The organism is Acinetobacter sp. T_3_1, from assembly GCF_025377055.1.
GTDB classification, from domain to species: domain Bacteria; phylum Pseudomonadota; class Gammaproteobacteria; order Pseudomonadales; family Moraxellaceae; genus Acinetobacter; species Acinetobacter kookii.
Window position 1 is genome coordinate 1 of record NZ_JACHVD010000011.1, and the last position, 17,870, is coordinate 17,870.

17 protein-coding genes and 1 pseudogene are annotated in these 17,870 nt (G+C 44.2%); 11 read left to right on the forward strand and 7 right to left on the reverse strand.

All coding sequences use genetic code 11. From position 1 onward, the window contains the following. A pseudogene (locus tag H4I94_RS10935) lies at nucleotides 1–147 on the forward strand (transposase); the annotation flags it as partial. Between the two features lie 192 nt (nucleotides 148–339). Here the strand turns inward: H4I94_RS10935 and H4I94_RS10940 are convergent. Beyond that, on the reverse strand, nucleotides 340–1,365 hold the full coding sequence (locus H4I94_RS10940) for a molecular chaperone DnaJ (protein WP_261183126.1): 1,026 nt from the start codon (nucleotides 1,363–1,365) through the stop codon (nucleotides 340–342). Between the two features lie 256 nt (nucleotides 1,366–1,621). Here H4I94_RS10940 and H4I94_RS10945 point away from each other — a divergent pair, with 256 nt between their 5' ends. From H4I94_RS10945 to H4I94_RS10970, 6 genes are all read left to right on the forward strand, one after another. Beyond that, nucleotides 1,622–2,299, forward strand: coding sequence for a YetF domain-containing protein (locus H4I94_RS10945; protein WP_261183127.1), 678 nt, complete (start codon nucleotides 1,622–1,624; stop codon nucleotides 2,297–2,299). Between the two features lie 335 nt (nucleotides 2,300–2,634). Continuing rightward, on the forward strand, nucleotides 2,635–3,576 hold the full coding sequence (locus H4I94_RS10950) for a transporter substrate-binding domain-containing protein (RefSeq protein ID WP_131274108.1): 942 nt from the start codon (nucleotides 2,635–2,637) through the stop codon (nucleotides 3,574–3,576). Nucleotides 3,577–3,647: 71 nt separating this feature from the next. After that, on the forward strand, nucleotides 3,648–4,391 hold the full coding sequence (locus H4I94_RS10955; protein ID WP_131274109.1) for an amino acid ABC transporter permease: 744 nt from the start codon (nucleotides 3,648–3,650) through the stop codon (nucleotides 4,389–4,391). Further along, nucleotides 4,391–5,074, forward strand: a complete 684-nt coding sequence (locus H4I94_RS10960) for an ABC transporter permease subunit (RefSeq protein WP_092819765.1) — start codon at nucleotides 4,391–4,393, stop codon at nucleotides 5,072–5,074. The genes H4I94_RS10955 and H4I94_RS10960 overlap by 1 nt, the downstream gene beginning before the upstream one ends. Nucleotides 5,075–5,088: 14 nt before the next feature. Next, the gene (locus H4I94_RS10965; RefSeq protein ID WP_171458688.1) at nucleotides 5,089–5,814 is read left to right on the forward strand and encodes an amino acid ABC transporter ATP-binding protein; all 726 of its coding nucleotides are present in this window, start codon (nucleotides 5,089–5,091) and stop codon (nucleotides 5,812–5,814) included. 438 nt (nucleotides 5,815–6,252) lie between these two features. Continuing rightward, on the forward strand, nucleotides 6,253–7,440 hold the full coding sequence (locus tag H4I94_RS10970) for an ammonium transporter (protein ID WP_261183128.1): 1,188 nt from the start codon (nucleotides 6,253–6,255) through the stop codon (nucleotides 7,438–7,440). Nucleotides 7,441–7,552: 112 nt separating this feature from the next. Here H4I94_RS10970 and H4I94_RS10975 read toward each other — a convergent pair whose 3' ends face one another. Further along, entirely contained in the window at nucleotides 7,553–8,236 is a 684-nt protein-coding gene (locus tag H4I94_RS10975; protein ID WP_261183129.1) for an HAD family hydrolase, read from the reverse strand. A 209-nt stretch (nucleotides 8,237–8,445) separates the two neighbouring features. Here H4I94_RS10975 and H4I94_RS10980 point away from each other — a divergent pair, with 209 nt between their 5' ends. After that, on the forward strand, nucleotides 8,446–9,147 hold the full coding sequence (locus H4I94_RS10980; RefSeq protein WP_261183131.1) for a phosphatase PAP2 family protein: 702 nt from the start codon (nucleotides 8,446–8,448) through the stop codon (nucleotides 9,145–9,147). Between the two features lie 48 nt (nucleotides 9,148–9,195). Here the strand turns inward: H4I94_RS10980 and H4I94_RS10985 are convergent, their stop codons facing one another. The 5 genes from H4I94_RS10985 to H4I94_RS11005 all read right to left on the reverse strand — a co-directional run bounded on the left by H4I94_RS10985 (nucleotide 9,196) and on the right by H4I94_RS11005 (nucleotide 15,536). Continuing rightward, complete coding sequence (locus H4I94_RS10985; protein ID WP_131274114.1) at nucleotides 9,196–10,506, reverse strand: ATP-binding protein; 1,311 nt, start codon at nucleotides 10,504–10,506, stop codon at nucleotides 9,196–9,198. Between the two features lie 39 nt (nucleotides 10,507–10,545). Beyond that, nucleotides 10,546–11,223, reverse strand: coding sequence for a response regulator transcription factor (locus tag H4I94_RS10990; protein WP_092819771.1), 678 nt, complete (start codon nucleotides 11,221–11,223; stop codon nucleotides 10,546–10,548). Nucleotides 11,224–11,232: 9 nt separating this feature from the next. Further along, nucleotides 11,233–12,900, reverse strand: a complete 1,668-nt coding sequence (locus H4I94_RS10995; RefSeq protein ID WP_261183132.1) for a phosphoethanolamine transferase — start codon at nucleotides 12,898–12,900, stop codon at nucleotides 11,233–11,235. Nucleotides 12,901–13,027: 127 nt separating this feature from the next. After that, a complete protein-coding gene (locus H4I94_RS11000) occupies nucleotides 13,028–14,143 on the reverse strand; it encodes a porin (RefSeq protein ID WP_261183133.1) in 1,116 nt (371 codons plus the stop codon). 118 nt (nucleotides 14,144–14,261) lie between these two features. Further along, on the reverse strand, nucleotides 14,262–15,536 hold the full coding sequence (locus H4I94_RS11005; RefSeq protein ID WP_261183134.1) for an MFS transporter: 1,275 nt from the start codon (nucleotides 15,534–15,536) through the stop codon (nucleotides 14,262–14,264). Between the two features lie 146 nt (nucleotides 15,537–15,682). Here H4I94_RS11005 and H4I94_RS11010 point away from each other — a divergent pair, with 146 nt between their 5' ends. The 3 genes from H4I94_RS11010 (at nucleotide 15,683) to H4I94_RS11020 (ending at nucleotide 17,862) form a co-directional block, all read left to right on the forward strand. Beyond that, complete coding sequence (locus tag H4I94_RS11010) at nucleotides 15,683–16,309, forward strand: 1-acyl-sn-glycerol-3-phosphate acyltransferase (RefSeq protein WP_261183135.1); 627 nt, start codon at nucleotides 15,683–15,685, stop codon at nucleotides 16,307–16,309. A gap of 63 nt (nucleotides 16,310–16,372) precedes the next feature. After that, nucleotides 16,373–17,290: a patatin-like phospholipase family protein gene (locus H4I94_RS11015; RefSeq protein WP_261183136.1), complete on the forward strand. Its 918-nt coding sequence runs from the start codon at nucleotides 16,373–16,375 to the stop codon at nucleotides 17,288–17,290. Between the two features lie 98 nt (nucleotides 17,291–17,388). After that, nucleotides 17,389–17,862, forward strand: coding sequence for an NfeD family protein (locus H4I94_RS11020; protein WP_092819777.1), 474 nt, complete (start codon nucleotides 17,389–17,391; stop codon nucleotides 17,860–17,862). Nucleotides 17,863–17,870: the final 8 nt, after the last annotated feature.

The window sequence follows — 17,870 nt, forward strand, 5'->3', positions numbered from 1 at the left end:
TCAGGCAGACAGCAGAAAAGAGGCAAGATAGAAAGTGCGCCTGCCATATTGGCAGGACTTTCGATTTTACTGAATACCCTTCAACTGCTCTCAGAATATTCAATAGATGAACTGAATGAAATTGCAACCATTGCATTAGGTGCCTAAAGATGTGTAGATACCTATGCCCAGAGGGAGAGGGAACGTTCATTGCGAACCTAATTGTTATTATTAAATTTTATACTAATTACCATCACCAAACTTACAGTTTAAATCTGCTATGTAATGGATTTTTCCCTCTCCTTTCAGGAGATGAGCAGCACTGCTGTGCAAGGGGAGAGGTAAAGCTAAAGAGGTAAATCATAAAACTTGATGCTCCAACAACATCTCCAACCCACTCTCTTTCCCCATATACATCAGCCTTTGCTTTTCCGCTTTAAGCTGTTGCTTCACCGCTGATACATCCGCATCTATCTGCTTATATAACTGCTCAATATTGAGTTGCCCTTTTGACTTCTGCACCGCAATTTTGGCTTTATTTGACCACACTAAAGAATCAATCAGTTCCTGAATCTGTTTCTTTAAGGCTTGGCTTTGCGCTTCTAAAGCCTGTTGGTAAAACCTCACTTGCTCCGCACTTAAACCTTTATTTGAACCATTCTTACTTTGCTCTACTTCTAACTGAAGTTTGAGTAAAAAGAACAAATCTTCCTGCTCATAGGCTTCGTTGGCACGTTGTAGAAGTTCAGTCTTTTCAGCCTTTTTCGAGTCATCAGGCTCACGGTCAGGGTGAATGATGGAAGCAATTTTTAAATACACCGTTTTTAAGGATTGATTCACTAATTTTTCAGCTTGCGCTTGTTTATCCTGCTGACGTTTCAGCTTAGCTTGCTCACGTACCTGTTGATATTGGTCACTGTTCCAATCTTCATACTCATCAACGGCGTCAAAGCCCTCATTTTCAGGCTCAGCACCTTGATCTTTAACTTTCTTTTTCTTCTTCGTGTATTCACTCGCCTGCATAAAGTACGCATGCATCTTTTCCACTTCATCCATCTGCTTTTGACTGAGTAAATGTGAACCTTGTAGCAAACGCACTAAAGTCTGAATTTTATCTTCCACCACAGCAGTGTCTGACTTACTTAAACCATAAAGACTTAGGCTATTCCATAAGGTCTGCATCTGCTCATACAGCGTACTGTATAAATCTCGATATGCAGGCATCAGAGCTTTTTGGCTATAGGCACGAATCTCATCTTTGGCATGTTGCCATGCAAGCAATAACTGTTTCTGCTGTTCAATCTCATCAATTAAACGATTCAGCTTTTGATGCTGTGGTGAGACTTCAAGTACCGTTTGTGGCGTGGTTTTCAGCGCAAAAGACATAGGGAAGATAAAAGCAAAAGAAAAATTATACCTGATTTATGTGAAAGTATTTTTTGGCTCATTTCGGTAAAACTGAAGCACAGCAAAATACTGAGCAAGTAAGCCTTAGCATTACACGCTTTCAGATCAGGTAATTTTTTGAATTAACTAAGTCACTAAAATAATTGCAGTTCTTTACCGAAATATAAAGATACCTCCTGCTCTACTCGTGCATAGTATAAAAGAGTGATGAATAAAGCAGAGAAAGGAAGCACACATGGATTGGGCCAGTATTTTCATACACGACACCAACTGGGAATTTGCCGCTGAAATTGTGGTGCGCTGTGTGTGTATGTTTATCATGATTATTCTGTTTTTACGTCTGACGGGGAAACGCGGAGTCCGGCAGCTTTCGGTGTTTGAACTGGCCATTATTTTGTCCCTCGGCTCGATTGCCGGCGACCCGATGTTTACCGAAGACTTGCCCTTAATTCAGGCCCTGCTGATCATGAGCGTCATCATCATGATGTACCGCCTGACCACCTGGCTGATGATGAAATACCAGCCCTTTGAAGATTTACTGGAAGGCAAGTCGCTGTACATTGTAGAAGATGGTGTATTGGTACTGGAGAAAATCAAGCGCGGGAAAATGTCACACGACGAGTTCTTTGCCGAAATGCGCCAGCAAGGCATTGAACATCTGGGTCAGGTGCGTGCCGGGCTGCTCGAAAGCGATGGTAAATTTAGTATCCTGCTTTTTCGCCCTGAAGACATCCGTTATGGGTTGCCGCTGTTTCCCAAGCAATATCAGAAAGTTACTCAGATAGAACCCAACACTCATTATGCCTGCATGTACTGTGGCTATGTCGATCATCCTGACCAGCCCGAGCAGTCCTGCCCGCGCTGTGGCTGTTGCCGCTGGGCCAAGGCTATCAGGGAACAGATGCTCAGATAATCCGGAACGCCCTCAAGTTCTTTTTATCTTTTATTCAAATTTAGCGAGTAGAACTTTAGTCGAAGCCCTAAAACTCATATTCCAGCTGGCATGTTTCCTGCTGCAGTTAAGGCTTCGTGTTAAGAGGCTTTGACCAAAAAAACATTTATTTCATAGTCATTTATTGGTAACAAAACGGTAAAAAAATTTGCTTGAGCAATCCTTCAAAACTCGCTTAAGATGAAAACTGATGTACTTATAGACAGAAAAGAAAACATCTTTTGCATAAAAAAATAAGTGGCTTTCTATGGGCAACTTGGCACTTGATGATAAGGATATAAAAAGGAGTTTTATACATGACATATAAACGTAATATCACCTCTTTACTTTGCGCAAGCACACTCATGCTCGGTCTGAGTGCGTGTAGTGACAATAAAGCTCCATCCTCTGAAAAGCCTGCCGGTGGAGATGCCTCTGCTTCAGGTACGCTGGATAAAATTAAAAAGTCTGGCACCATTGTGCTGGGCTATCGCGACTCTTCCATTCCATTCTCCTATATTGCCGATAATCCGAATCAGCCGGTGGGCTATGCACACGATTTACAGTTAAAAGTTGTAGAAGCGGTGAAGAAAAAGCTGAACATGCCGGATTTAAAAATTCGCTATAACCTGGTGACCAGCCAAAACCGGATTCCGCTGGTATCAAACGGTACGGTAGATCTGGAATGTGGCTCAACCACCAATAACAAGGAACGTCAGCAACAGGTTGATTTCTCGGTCGGTTTCTTTGAAGTCGGCTCCCGTTTGCTGACGGCAAAAGATTCCGGAGTGAAAGATTTTGCCGACCTGAAAGGTAAAAAACTGGTCACCACAGCGGGGACGACATCGGAACGCTATATCCGCCAGCATCAGCAGGAATTGGGCATTGGCGAAATCATTTCGGCCAAAGACCATGCAGAATCTTTCCTGATGCTGCAAAATGGCCGTGCGGCGGCTTTTATGATGGATGACATCTTGCTTGCCGGTGAGAAATCCAAGGCGGCTGACCCGAATAAATGGGAAATTGTCGGAACTGCACCCATCCATGAAATTTACGGCTGTATGCTGCGTAAAGGCGATACCGGCTTTAAACAGGTGGTGGATGACGCCATTAAAGCCACCTATAGCTCTGGTGAAATCAACAAGATGTATGAAAAATGGTTCCAGCAGCCGATTCCACCGAAAAATATTAACCTGAACTTCCAGATGTCCGATCAGTTGAAGGCTTTAATCAGCAATCCGCATGATCGTGACCAATAAGCATTAGAACAACAACTTTATCCATCAGGCAGAAAAAGGACTTTTTTGCCTGATGCTACTCAGGAGTTACTATGAATTATAGTTGGAACTGGGGAGTTTTATTACAGTCTACCGGTGTAGGTGACACGACCTACCTGAACTGGATTGTGACCGGGCTGGGCTGGCTGCTGGTGATTGCCATTGTGGCCTGGAGCATTGCCATGGTTCTGGGCAGCATCCTGGGTATCATGCGCACATTGCCCAGTAAAACCGCACGGGGTATAGGTACCGCTTATGTCACCCTGTTTCGTAATGTTCCCCTGCTCATTCAATTGTTTATCTGGTTTTATGTGGTTCCCAACTTTTTACCCGCGCCGATTAAATTATGGTGGATGAATGACCTGGGTGCCAATACCACGGCCCTGATTTCAGCCAGTGTCGGTTTGGGGCTATTTACCGCAGCACGGGTCTGTGAACAGGTGCGTACCGGAATTGAAGCCTTGCCGGTCGGTCAGGTGAATGCCGGTTATGCCATGGGCTTTACAACTGCTCAGCTTTACCGTTATGTCATTCTGCCGCAATCCTTCCGCATGATTTTACCGCCACTAAGTTCCGAGCTGACCAACTGTGTCAAAAATACTTCGGTGGCATCCCTGGTCGGTGTGGCAGAAATTATTTCCCAGATGAAAACCATCAGTGAATATACCCAGAACACCATCGAAATTTATACCTATGTGACCATCATCTTCATTGTGATTAACTTCTGTTTAATTCAGGCAATGAATATGCTGGAAAAACGCTTACGTGTTCCCGGTCTGATTGCAGGAGATAAATAATGGAATGGCTCACTGCATTTTTAAATGACTTACAATTGTCTGCTCCTGCCTTGTGGCATGGTTTGAGCATTACCTTGAAAGTGGTGTTCAGTGCCACCATCGGCGGTATTTTGATTGGTACCCTGCTGGCTTTAATGCGCCTGTCTTCCTTTAAAGTCCTGAATTTATTTGCGCAAGGCTATGTCAATCTGTTTCGCTCCATCCCTTTGCTCTTGGTACTGATGTGGTTCTATTTTGCGGTGCCGTTTATCTATACCGCAGTCACGGGAAATTACCTGACCATTGATACCGCCTTGGTGTCGAGTATCGTGGCCTTTATGCTGTTTGAAGCGGCATACTTTTCGGAAATTGTCCGGGCCGGAATTCAATCCATTCCTAAAGGTCAGACCGCAGCCGCCTATGCCCTTGGCATGAGTTACGGCCAGTCCATGCGGCTGATCATTCTGCCGCAGGCCTTCCGTAAAATGACACCGCTGCTGTTACAACAGACCATTATCCTGTTTCAGGATTCCACCATGGTTTATGCCATTGGTTTACTGGACTTTTTCCGGACCAACTATGTCCGTGGCGACCTGATGTCGTTATTGACCCAATATATTTTATTTGCAGGTTTGGTGTACTTCACTGTGAGTATGATCGCGACCTATGCCGTTAAAAAATTACAAAGGAAGTTAACTGTATGACTGATGGTAAAGTGATGATTGACCTGCAGAATGTCAGTAAATGGTACAAAGATTTTCAGGTATTGACCGACTGCACCACCCAGATTCACCAAGGTGAAGTGGTGGTGGTGTGCGGGCCTTCAGGTTCAGGTAAATCAACCCTGATTAAAACCGTGAATGGACTGGAACCGTTCCAGCAAGGCAATATCATTGTGGACGGGATTTCCATCAAGGACCCCAAAACCGACCTGACCAAACTGCGCAGCCGTGTGGGTATGGTGTTCCAGCATTTTGAGTTGTTCCCGCATTTGAGCATTACCGAAAACCTGACCATTGCCCAAGTCAAAGTATTGGGGCGTTCTGAAGCCGAAGCCAAGAAAAAAGGGCTGGCTTATTTAGACCGTGTTGGCCTCAGCGCACATGCTTCTAAATTTCCTGCGCAGCTTTCCGGCGGTCAGCAACAGCGCGTTGCGATTGCCCGTGCCTTGAGCATGGACCCGATTGCGATGCTGTTTGATGAGCCTACTTCTGCACTGGATCCGGAAATGATTAATGAAGTGCTGGATGTGATGGTTGAACTGGCCAAAGAAGGCATGACCATGATGTGCGTGACCCACGAAATGGGTTTCGCCCGTCAGGTGGCTAACCGGGTGATCTTTATGGATCAGGGGAAAATTGTTGAGGATTGCACCAAGGATGAATTCTTTAACACCCAACGCGGTGATCGCGCTCAGCAGTTCCTGAATAAAATCTTGCACTAAAATAGTGTGCAATTTAACCAAGCCCTACGCCTGCGGCTTGGTTTTTTTATGATCAACTCCTAAAACTGAACCAAATCGGCCCAGCTTTAAATATTTTTTTCATTTCTTGTTCATAATGAGCAATGCGCGCACTTAAATTTTTATCGGGCTAAACTTGCCACTATTCAGTGCTATAAAAACTCCTTAAAAATAACTTCTTTAAAATTCTTAAATTTTATTCAATTATCATATGTTTATTTATAATTTAAATTAAATAATGTTGCACCATAGCAGTGCAGACTCCTTGCTTTTCAGCAAGTGCTTGCTTTATATCGAGTCTTGTGTTTTTTTTCTCCGCCTTAATCAAAATTTCCTCATTTCGACCATCTTCACGAAAACAATCACATGGTTATACTGATCTTCTTTTTGTGATTTTAAGCACTAAAATGGAGCCATAAAATGCAAAATATAGATTTACTCTTTCTCCTTCTTGGTGCGGTTTTAGTTTTAGCCATGCATGCAGGTTTTGCATTCCTGGAACTGGGCACTGTACGACATAAAAATCAGGTCAATGCCCTGAGTAAAATTTTGACAGATTTTTCCATCTCTGCCATCGCCTACTTTTTTGTCGGCTACTATATTGCTTATGGGGAACATTTTTTCCACATCGGGGCAACCTTGGCCGCAGATCATGGCTATAACCTGATGCGCTGCTTCTTTCTGCTGACCTTTGCTGCAGCCATTCCTGCCATTATTTCCGGCGGTATTGCTGAACGGGCCAAAATGCGTTCTCAAGCCATTGCCACTTTATTACTGGTTGCCTTGGTCTACCCATTTTTTGAAGGCATCGCTTGGAATGGCAACTTGGGATTACAAGGCTGGCTAACCAAAACCTTTGGGGCAGCTTTCCATGATTTTGCCGGTTCTGTAGTGGTGCATGCCATGGGCGGCTGGATTGCACTGGTGGCTGTAATTTTACTGGGTGCGCGTTATGGCCGTTATAAAAAAGATGGTCGCGTCAGCGCACACCCGCCATCTTCCATTCCGTTTCTGGCACTTGGCTCATGGATTTTAATTGTCGGCTGGTTCGGTTTTAACGTGATGAGTGCACAACGTCTGGATGCCATTTCTGGGCTGGTTGCCATAAACTCACTGATGGCGATGGTCGGTGGTACCATTGCAGCCAACTTCATGGGCAAGAATGACCCGGGCTTCCTGCATAATGGTCCTTTGGCCGGTCTGGTTGCCATCTGTGCAGGTTCGGATGTGGTTCACCCAGTCGGTGCACTGATTATTGGCGGCATTGCCGGAATCATTTTTGTCAAACTGTTCACTTACACCCAAAACAAACTGAAAGTGGATGATGTGCTTGGGGTGTGGCCATTACACGGCGTATGCGGCACCTTTGGCGGTCTGGCAGTCGGAATTTTCGGACAGCAATGGCTCGGCGGTTTAGGCGGTGTGTCCATGATCTCGCAAATCATCGGGACCTTAATCGCAGTCTCTGTTGCACTTGCAGGCGGTCTTGTGGTTTACGGTTCGCTGAAAGCCATCATGGGCATCCGTTTATCACAGGAAGATGAATTCCGTGGTGCCGATTTATCCATTCATAAAATTTCTGCCAATTCAGAAGAAACCATTTTTTAAAGCTGTAGTTTAAACTGATTATTTAAACGACATTTCAATTTTCAGAGCGACTTTAAAAAGTCGCTTTTTTTATCTAGGACTTTAGCCTGACCCAATAAATGAGTGAGAGTGATTATAAAAACTGCTTAATTTCAGCCAGAGATTGAATGCGATTTATGGGCTGATCTTGAACGTCATGAAAACCCTGTAACCAGACAGCCTGCATACCGGCATTGATTGCCCCTTGTACATCATTCACCGGGTGATCGCCCACAAAAAGGCAATGTTCTGGTGCAACGGCCAACTTCTGGCTGGTATAGAGAAAAATTTCCGGATTCGGTTTACTGACGCCGACCCGTTCCGAACTGACAATCTCGTCAAAATAATGACTAAAACCCAAACCCTGTAAAATGGTTAAACGGGTGGCATGACCACCGTTAGAAATAACCGCCAGCTGATAACCTTTCTGTTTTAATTCAGTTAAGAGCTGACTGGCACCCTGCATGGCCACTGCGGATAAGCCAAATTGCTGAAACCAGAACTGGGTAAGCTCATCCAGATCGGGCAAGCTTTTCCAGGTTAATTCCTGCTGCAAGGCATAAGCCACAGACGCGGCAATACTGGAATGGGTAAGCAATTCTTTTTTCGGATAGCCGCCATTATCAATGCGACGGATAATCGCCTGAATTTGGCCAATTGCATCATGCTGTAACTGGTGCTGATAGGTCTGTGCCAGATATTGACTATACGCCAGAATACTTTGATCGCGATGGGTTAAGGTATTATCCAGGTCGAATAAAACAGCACGAATAGTCATTTGAATACCTATACAAATCTTGCCGCTAATGTAGCATTGAAGCTTTATATCATTATGCTCTTTCCTGGATATGCTTATCAGCATTTAATCCAACATCATACTTAACACGATACCTTTGCAGCGATTTTCCCCACCGATTCAAGCGCGCTTAAGTCTGGATTAAGTTTTTATTGCTGTAATCGCAGCACTAAAATCAATTGATCTTTACTATGCACGATCAGCAACGCTTCATGCTCTATCAGGGCTGTTTTCTCATCATCAGTTTCTGCCTGCTTTTGGTTTTCTTTCCGATCGGGGGCGCGCTGGATCTGGCGCTGATTCATCCCTGGGTCAGTGAATCCGGGAAATTCCTGTTACGTGACAACTGGTATTTAGCTGAACTGAACCATCGCTATGTCAAAAATCTGATTATTGCAGTATATGTCGGCTTTTTAATAATCTGGCTGGCATCGTTCAAGTTTGAGAAAGTCAAAGCTTTACGCTGGACCTATGGTTATTTCTTTGGGCTGGTCATCCTGTCCACCTCGATTATTGGCCTGTTAAAATCGCAGTCTGCCCATGCCTGCCCCTGGAATATCACCATTCCGACCCATCAAGGTTTTTTCTGGGATTTTTCTGCCACCAAAGGCCACTGTTTCCCGGGCGGACATGCGTGTACCGGCTTTGCACTGATGGCGGGTTTTTTTGTATTCAGGCTTTCCGATAAAAAGCGTGCCTATTTTTTTCTGGTTTCGGGGCTTATTTTAGGTTTTGCCATGGGCTGGGCGCAAATGATGCGCGGGGCACATTTTCTCAGCCATAATTTATGGACGGCATGGATTATCTGGCTCGTTAACGTGAGTTTTTATCTACTCAATTATCAAAGATTTGCACCAGGCCAAAGCATGGATAAGGCAGCCGAGAAATTTTAACTGCTCACACCCATCTGCTAAAACCCATCATCTGCGAAAAGTGATCTGCTAGAGTGGCAATTGCACATTAACCTGCAAGCCACCCAGGCTTGCACTCGTGGAAAATGAAAGCTTGCCGCCGAGCCGTTCTGTGGCTTTATCCACAATAGACAGCCCCAGACCACTGCCTATTTCCAGATGATGATGGACACGATAAAAACGCTTAAGAATTTGCTCATACAGTTCGGGAGAAATTCCGGGTCCACTGTCTTCCACCTGAATCATAGCAAAACCCGCCTGCTCAAATACCGACACATTAATCACTCCCTGATTGGGCGTGTATTTAATCGCGTTATCAATCAGGTTATAAATAATGGAATGTACCGCAGATTCCTGGCAATGCAGCAGTACGTCTTCCTGACGTTCCATACCCAAGTCAATTTCTTTTTGCATGGCCAGATGAACGAGCTGTTCTACGCAATTTACTGCGACCTGATTCAGTAAAAACTGCTGTTTGGTTTCAACCTCCAGAATCGAAGCATCCTGTTTTGCCAGACTCAGCAGCTGACTGACCAAATGCTGAATCCGGATTAATCCTTTGCTGAGATTCTGTAGTTCCTGAGCATCTGGAAACTGTTTTAACAGAATTTGCATCTGTAAATTCAATGCAGTGATAGGCGTGCGCAGCTCATGTGCTGCATCGGCAATAAACTGCCGCTGTTCCTGCTGTGCAGAGAAAATCCGTTCAAACAGATGATTCATTTCCATAATGGTCGGCACAATTTCAAGGGGATAAGTATTCGACTCAATGGGACTTAACTCTTCCGAACCACGTTGTGCCAATTCTGCTTTAAAGTCATCCAGAGGCTGCAGGCTGCGGCTAATAATCCAGCTCAGTCCCCAGATGATAAAGGGCATGAACAGTAAATAAGGAATAAACATACTGCCGGCAAGTTCCAGGGCCAAATGCTGCCGTGTCGATTGCTGCTGGCTCACCTGAATCTGGTAATGCTCTAAAGGCAAAATGTAAGTATGCCAAACCCCCTGTGCCGTTTTATGGGTATAAAATCCTGCTTTTTTCACAGGATGCACCAACAAATTCAGGGCATGAGTTTTATGTTCTGCATTTGCATAAGACCAGACATCGACAAACAGGTCTTCTTCATGATAATGCTTAGCCTGATCAAACTGGCTTTGCACCGGTTCAGGATCATGCTGCGCAACGCGTTCTGCCAGATTCTGCATCTGCGCATCTAAGACTTCATTAATTTCTTGTAGTGCAATGCGGTAAGCAGAAAAAATCAGCAAGCAGCCCAGGGCAATACTAAAAACCGAAACATAAATAATCAGGCGTTTTTTTAATGAATACTGTGACTGCACCAGTGACTGACCTTCTAGCTGATTTTATGGTTGTCTGATTTATAATTGTCCCAGTCGATAACCTAAGCCGCGAATGGTGCAAATGAAATCTTTACCGAGTTTGGCACGTAAATGATGCACATACACTTCAATGGTATTGCTGCTGACTTCGCTATCCAGATCATACAATTTATCTTCTAAATTGGCTTTAGAAAATATCTTGTTCGGATGACTGACCAAGGGAATCAGAATTGCCCATTCACGATTGGACAGGTCAATATATTGCCCCTTGAACTTGGCAATGTGCTGTTCGACATCCAGCGTGAGTTCGCCATAACTTAAAATTTGCGGGTTGTCCTGCAGCGCAGACTCTGCCCCGCTACGACGTAACAAAGCATGGATCCGGGCCAACAGTTCATCAAACTCATAGGGCTTGATCAGATAGTCATCTGCCCCGCTATTCAATCCATCCACCCGGTTTTGCAGTTGATCCCGTGCTGAAATAATCAGTACAGGTAAAGCGGGCCACTGCTGGCGAATCTGTTTCAGCACCTGCATGCCATCCATCATCGGCAGGCCCAGATCGAGCAGGACGATATCAAACTTTTCCTGTATGAGTTTTTTTAAACCGTCAATTCCGTTGTTGACCCATTCCACATCAAATTGCTGATATTTCAGCAAAGTCATGCTGGATTCAGCAATCATGAAATCATCTTCAATGATCAATATTTTAGCCATGCTTTAAACTCATACCTTCTTTGTTGACTGACATTGCTGCAACATATTTTTTTGTTCATCAATGGTTTGGGTTTTCACATCCAGTAAACTTAACAGACTCGGGAACAGGTTATCCTGACTTAATTCTTTGCTTTTTTGCTTGGTTAAGCAAGTAATTTGCGCAGAATTTTGTGCAGTCCATTCAGGAGAAAACCACATCAGCATGGGAACATGGGTTTGTTGGGTCGGCGCAATCGCATAAGGTGAGCCATGTAAATACAAGCCATGTTCTCCTGTCGATTCACCATGATCGGACAGATACCAGAATCCGGTTTGATAAGCCGTGCTGCCTTTTAACACCTGAATGAGCGAACTCAAAACATGGTCGGTATATACAATCGAATTATCATAACTATTCAACAGTTCTGTACGGCTGCAACCTTGAATTGCATTGCTATCGCAACTTGGCTTAAAAGGCTGGAAGGGTGCTTTGGAACGCTGATAATAAGCAGGTCCGTGACTACCCATCTGATGCAAGACAATTAAACGTGGAGTTTTGTCAGTTTCAGGAATTGTAGCCAGATAAGTTTTTAAACTATCTACCAGAATTTCATCATAACAGTCACCATCTTTCGCACACCATTTATCTTTGAGCTGTTGCGGAATCTGATACTGTTCAACCCGGTCACAGGCACCTTTACAACCCGAGTTATTATCCATCCAGGTCACTTTATAGCCGGCACGCTGTGCGATATCGAGCAGTCCTTCACGGTGACTGGCCAGCTGTTCGTCATAATCTTCACGCGGCATGCCAGAGAACATGCAGGGTACCGACACGGCGGTTGCAGTACCGCATGAACTCACCTGACTGAAATTAATAATGTCCAGTTTAGAGAGTTCAGGATTGGTATTTTTGACATAGCCATTCAATGAAAAACTTTCTGCACGGGCTGTTTCACCCACCACCAACACCATGAGCTTCGGTTTAGCCTGTTCATTGACTGGCTGAAGCAAATGAGCATCTTCCCCATACTGAATTAAAGGCAAATTCTTTTTAGGTGCCGATTTGTGGTAATACGATAGGGTCGATGCGATGGCATTTTGTGGAGAAATCATGCCTTTCAAATCACGATGTTCCCGAAAAATTGCAGCATAATCAACATAAAAAAGAAATAATAGAGCACCGACCAGCAGCAACGAAGAAACGCCATTCAATAGCTTTTTAATGATTTTGCGAGGCAAAGATTCAGTTTTAATCCGAACCAGACTGATAAAAAGGAGAGGAAACACAACAAAAGCAGCTGTCCACAATACAAACTGTAAAGACAGTAAATCGCCAACTTCACGGGCATCGGTTTGCATCATGTTTTGAATTTGCTCGGGGGAAATGACCACACCAAGACTATTGACAAAATATGCCGTAAAACCGCCCACCACCAAAAAGATGGAGGCAAATATTTTTGCATTCCATTTCCACTGGATCAGCTGAAAAATCAGGTTATAGGCAGCCACAATCACCAGTACCGTTGCCATTAAAAACAGATAGGCTTTCGGACCCTGGTAAGGAGTCAAACTCTGGATTTTCTGAAAAAATGCAAAATTTAAAATCGCACCCAGCCAGATCGCCAGCAACAAATTAAACTGGCTTAATGAAATCGGCTTTATCTTATCGCGTATGGGACTGATGATATTTGACATGACTTTGGGCTAATCTTTTTACTGATGCCTTAATCTAAAATACCAAACTTAAAATTCACTTAATATAAAAAAAGTAATAAAAAAGGCGATGTAAAACATCACCTTTTAGAATACAACAACTGACAGATTAGAATTTATATTCCAATCCTGTACCCACTACAGGTTGTTTAGTTTCAAGATCACCTTGTTCAAGAGTCAGGTAACCTGCATAACCATAAGCTTTCACCTGTTTGTTAAATGCATAGTCGGCACCGACAAAAATCTGTTGCGCATCAAAATCTGATTTTGTTGATTTAAAACTGGTTGTATTTTGGCTATATTGCGCCTTTACCGTCCAAGCCTTAGCTGTCGGCAGATTATATTCTGCACCCAACAACCAGCCTTGTGAATCATCAATATCTGCTGCGGCTGGCTCATTGCCGGCTGCATCTTCTACTTCAGAAGTTTGATAAAGTGCTTTTAATGCCAAACCACCATCAATATTTACACGACCAATAGCACGAAGCGTATTTGCTGCTGCAAATGCACTTCCGGCTGCTGCTGCAGTAACCTCAGGTGTCGCTGCGTTCACAATACCACGGCCGCCAAAATTACTCGGAATCGCTTTATCATAAGCAATACCCGCCACAACCACCGGGTTGTCATATACCACAGATGCAGACCATGCATCGCCTAAACCACGTCCGGCAGTTTTAGAAGCACCGTTACCCTTCGCAATGCCTGAAGCTTCGCCAGAAGCCAATAATGCATTTACTTTAATGGCACCTGTAGGCAAGGCAATTGCCGGAGATTCATAAATGACGGCATTCGATATACGGGCTTCACCAGTCATAATCCCTGTAACATCGGCTTTGTTTGCTACATAGTTATTGAAAGTATCAACTGGGCTTGAAAGCTGTTTAAGCGGAGTATCATGTGCACCCACTTTTAAAGTACCGAGCTGAGCATCTTTTAAACCAACAAAACGGTTACGTTGCGACCAGTCCGTACCTTCGCCATCTGCGTTAAATGCCCACTCAATCGCATAAACTGCATTTAAACGTTCAGACAGTTTTTCTTCACCTTTTAAACCAATGAAAGAGCTGTTAGAACTGACTTCTACTACATCTTTATCCGAAGTATTGGCATTGTCTTCTGGCAAGTAATCAATACTTGCATCAATTTCCCCATAAAGAGTTGGCGCTGCAAAAGTTGGTGCTGCCAGTAAGCTTAATGCAATCGCTGCTGCTAATTTGGTTTTCATTTCAATAGTCCATTGGTTTATTTTGTAACAAATAATACACAAAGCATTTATGTTACAAAATCATTAATTTTATATTTATATATAATTTTTAATAATTTAGCCTTATCAAATAGTCAAATTATTGATTTGTTAAGTTTTTATTACATTGTTTAAAATATTTTATCCATCGGAAAATTGCCCACAAACATAAAACCGCAATCAAAGTAATAATGATGAGATAATTTCCATAGCCTAAACGATCGGCAAAAATCCCGCTTAGGCTATACAGCCCCCCGCTCACGGTGGCCATCAACGCCACCTGGAAAGTGAAATCTGTTCCTGCCAAATGTTTGCGGCTGTATTGCATCACCAAAGTCAGCATCACCACCAACAGCATGGCGGAAATCATGTCTTCAGCGGCATTAATCAGATAGATCAGCCAGGTTTCAATAGGACCTTGTGCCTCATATTGAACGGCTAGCCAGGCATAGGCAGCCAGACTGAAAATTTTCAAAATAGAAAACCAGACTAAGGCATGTTCACGGGAAACATACTTCAGGCTGAACCCTGCCAGCCCTGCACCGATGAGCGCAGCCACAGCACCCAGCATGGTCACATAAAGGCCAATCTGGGAAAATGTCAGTCCTAAATCGACCATTAAAGGTTTCAGCAAAGGCCCGGCTAAACCATCGGCAATTTTAAAGGTAATCAGGACTGCAAGCCATGCAGCAAGACTTTGCTCTTGATAAAAATAAGCCAGATAATCCTTTATTTTTTGCCAGTGAAACGTTTCTGCTTTAACTCGGGACGGCGTATGCTTTAATTGTTGCGGTTCTTTCAGCCATAAAATGGGTAAAGTATTCAGCAGCACCAATCCCGCCAAGATTAAAAATGTGCTTTGCCAGTCCAGCCAGTCCAGTGCCCATAGAATGGTCCCTCCACCGACAATAAAGCCCAGTCGGGAGCCAATGACCTGAAAGGTATTGCCCCAATGTTGCTGCTGACTGTTCAGCAAATTGACCGCCAGGCCATCGGTGGCAATATCCTGGGTGGCACCGACCAGATTCATGCTCAGTAAGGCAATAAAAAAGACCAGTAAATACTCAGGCTGGTTTAAAGCCTGAATCGGGAGGAAAGACAAGCCAGCCAGTACCAGCACACTCAACAACTGGGTCGGAATAATCCAGCTACGGTAATGCCCAAATGCTGAATGGCCAAAACGGTCAACCCAGGGCGCCCAGAAAATTTTAATCGACCAGGGCAACATCAATAAGCCAAAACCGCCAATATGTGCCAGCGATACCTCTTGGGCACGTAAAATCACCGGTAAAGCATGGGTCATAAAACCGACGGGTAAACCTTGGGCCCAATATAAAGAGAACAACAAGAGATAGATGTTACGTGTACTCGGCATAGTGTGCCCTTAGGGTCAAAAACCGGATTGACTATTTTGATCAGGCAAGCTGAATGATGCTTTACATTTTGCCAATGAATCTTATTTTACAAAAGCTTAACATATTTAAAAGTCTATAGATTTGCCGGGAAATTCCATACAGCACCATGACTCAACACTTTCCGACCTTGCCCGATCAAGTGCCTGCCCGTAGTGGTCACTTAAGCCGAAATATTTTCAAAAAATTATTTCTGGCTCAAGGCTGGAGTTTTGAAGGTGATTTTCCCAACCTGCCGAAAGCAGTCGCCATTATTTCTCCGCATACCTCGAATATTGATGCCTGGCATGGTTTTGCCGCACTGCTTGGGCTGGGTATCAAGATCACGGTTTTTGGCAAACACACCTTATTTAACACCCCGCTGAAACCCTTACTGGAATGGATTGGGGTGATTCCGGTCAATCGCAGTATCCAGCAAGGCACGACTCAGCAAATTATCGACTTCATCAATACGCAACAGCAGATCTGGGTCGGTATGGCACCGGAAGGAACGCGCAAACAGGCTGAATCGTTTAGAAGTGGTTTTTACCGCATTGCCGTGGGTGCGCATATCCCGATTGTGATGTTTTCACTGGATTATAAAAACAAGGCGATACACTGCCTGGGCGTGTTTCAGCCTACAGGAAATTATGAACAGGATGTAGAACGAATTCTGGATCACTATACCGGAAAATTTTCTCCCAAAAATCCGGGCTGGTTAGCCAAGCCTTTACAAAATCGTTTAAAAAACAACTAGCCAAACATAAAATTATTTGCTGTGATGTGTGCAACCTTGTCTATTTGATGTTCAATTTCAATTATGAAACTTGCACACTATTCCTGTATTGGCTTACTTGGGCTGAGCCTGGTTGGCTGTGATAAAACCACCAAAACCCCACCGCAAACCACAACCATCAAGGCCCGTGAACCTGTGGTTGCCATTGCACTCGGTGGGGGTGGCGCCAAAGGATTTGCCCATATCGGAGTGCTGAAAGTTTTAGAGTCGCATGGCATTAAACCGAAAATCGTGACCGGGACCAGTGCAGGCAGTTTTGTTGGCAGCATTTATGCCAGTGGTAAAACACCCTATCAACTACAGCAAATTGCACTGACGTTAAAAGAATCGGATATCCGTGATTTAACCTTCAACAGCCAAGGTGTTGTGCAGGGTCAGAAATTGCAGAATTACGTGAACAAGCACATTGCCAATAAACCGATTGAACAATTTCCGATTCGCTTTGCCGCTGTTGCAACCCGTCTGGACACCGGCACTAAAGCTGAATTTATTAAAGGCAATGCCGGTCAGGCCGTGCGTGCTTCCTGCAGTATCCCGAATGTGTTTGTTCCCGCCACCATTGGCGGGAAACAGTATGTCGATGGGGGGCTGGTCAGTCCGATTCCGGTGAAAACCGCAAAGGCCATGGGGGCCGATATTGTCATTGCCGTGGATATTTCGGCACGTCCGGCCGGCAATAAACCGATGAACATGTGGGGTCTGCTGGACCAGACCATCAATATTATGGGTCAGCAAAGCATTAATGAAGAACTGAATCAGGCCCATGTAATCATTCAGCCTAAAGTGGGACATTTAGGCACGCTGGATTTAAAAGCCAGTCACGAATCCATTCTGGAAGGTGAAAAAGCGGCCCAGCTGAAAATTATCTCGATTGATAAGGCGATTAGCGATTTTAAAAAGTCACCCGCGGCGTTTAAACCTGCGCCAAAATCCAGAATTTAAAAATTATGCTTTTTTAATATTCAAAGACTTATTCATCTGCTAAATTGATATAGACAGTTAGTCGTCTATATCAATTTTTACAATACACGAGTAGATGTATGGAATTTGTTCTGGAACCTTGGCACTGGTTTGTATTGGGTATTTTACTCATGCTCTCCGAATTGGCCCTGCCCGCTTTTGCTGCCTTATGGTTTGGTATCGGTGCCATTATGGTCGGGGTTTTATACTGGATGTTTCCGATGATGGGTTTCACCACCCAGATTGTCACCTGGATTATCCTGTCTGTGCTATGCACCTTGTTGTGGTTCAAGTTTATCAAACCGCTTTCCATTGATAAAACCAAAGCCGGATTATCCCGTGAAGCCACGATTGGTCAGGTCGGCATGGTGATTCAAATCCATTTGCAACATGACCTGATTACGGTACGTTTTCCAATGCCTGTGTTGGGTTCAGATGAATGGAATTGCCGTACTTTAGCGCCGGTACACGTTGGAGACAGGGTTCGCGTGGTCGAAATTTCGGGCAATGATCTGGTGGTTAAACCCCATAATCCCAATAACGAAAATATATAAACTGAGGA

Coding starts and splice junctions, on each gene's coding strand:
- H4I94_RS10975 (WP_261183129.1), bottom strand. CDS start 8,236: ATGACTATTCGTGCTGTTTTATTCGACCTGGATAATACCTTAACCCAT.
- H4I94_RS10945 (WP_261183127.1), top strand. CDS start 1,622: ATGGATTGGGCCAGTATTTTCATACACGACACCAACTGGGAATTTGCC.
- H4I94_RS10955 (WP_131274109.1), top strand. CDS start 3,648: ATGAATTATAGTTGGAACTGGGGAGTTTTATTACAGTCTACCGGTGTA.
- H4I94_RS10965 (WP_171458688.1), top strand. CDS start 5,089: ATGATTGACCTGCAGAATGTCAGTAAATGGTACAAAGATTTTCAGGTA.
- H4I94_RS11015 (WP_261183136.1), top strand. CDS start 16,373: ATGAAACTTGCACACTATTCCTGTATTGGCTTACTTGGGCTGAGCCTG.
- H4I94_RS10940 (WP_261183126.1), bottom strand. CDS start 1,365: ATGTCTTTTGCGCTGAAAACCACGCCACAAACGGTACTTGAAGTCTCA.
- H4I94_RS11005 (WP_261183134.1), bottom strand. CDS start 15,536: ATGCCGAGTACACGTAACATCTATCTCTTGTTGTTCTCTTTATATTGG.
- H4I94_RS11020 (WP_092819777.1), top strand. CDS start 17,389: ATGGAATTTGTTCTGGAACCTTGGCACTGGTTTGTATTGGGTATTTTA.
- H4I94_RS11000 (WP_261183133.1), bottom strand. CDS start 14,143: ATGAAAACCAAATTAGCAGCAGCGATTGCATTAAGCTTACTGGCAGCA.
- H4I94_RS10990 (WP_092819771.1), bottom strand. CDS start 11,223: ATGGCTAAAATATTGATCATTGAAGATGATTTCATGATTGCTGAATCC.
- H4I94_RS10960 (WP_092819765.1), top strand. CDS start 4,391: ATGGAATGGCTCACTGCATTTTTAAATGACTTACAATTGTCTGCTCCT.
- H4I94_RS10995 (WP_261183132.1), bottom strand. CDS start 12,900: ATGTCAAATATCATCAGTCCCATACGCGATAAGATAAAGCCGATTTCA.
- H4I94_RS10970 (WP_261183128.1), top strand. CDS start 6,253: ATGCAAAATATAGATTTACTCTTTCTCCTTCTTGGTGCGGTTTTAGTT.
- H4I94_RS11010 (WP_261183135.1), top strand. CDS start 15,683: ATGACTCAACACTTTCCGACCTTGCCCGATCAAGTGCCTGCCCGTAGT.
- H4I94_RS10980 (WP_261183131.1), top strand. CDS start 8,446: ATGCACGATCAGCAACGCTTCATGCTCTATCAGGGCTGTTTTCTCATC.
- H4I94_RS10950 (WP_131274108.1), top strand. CDS start 2,635: ATGACATATAAACGTAATATCACCTCTTTACTTTGCGCAAGCACACTC.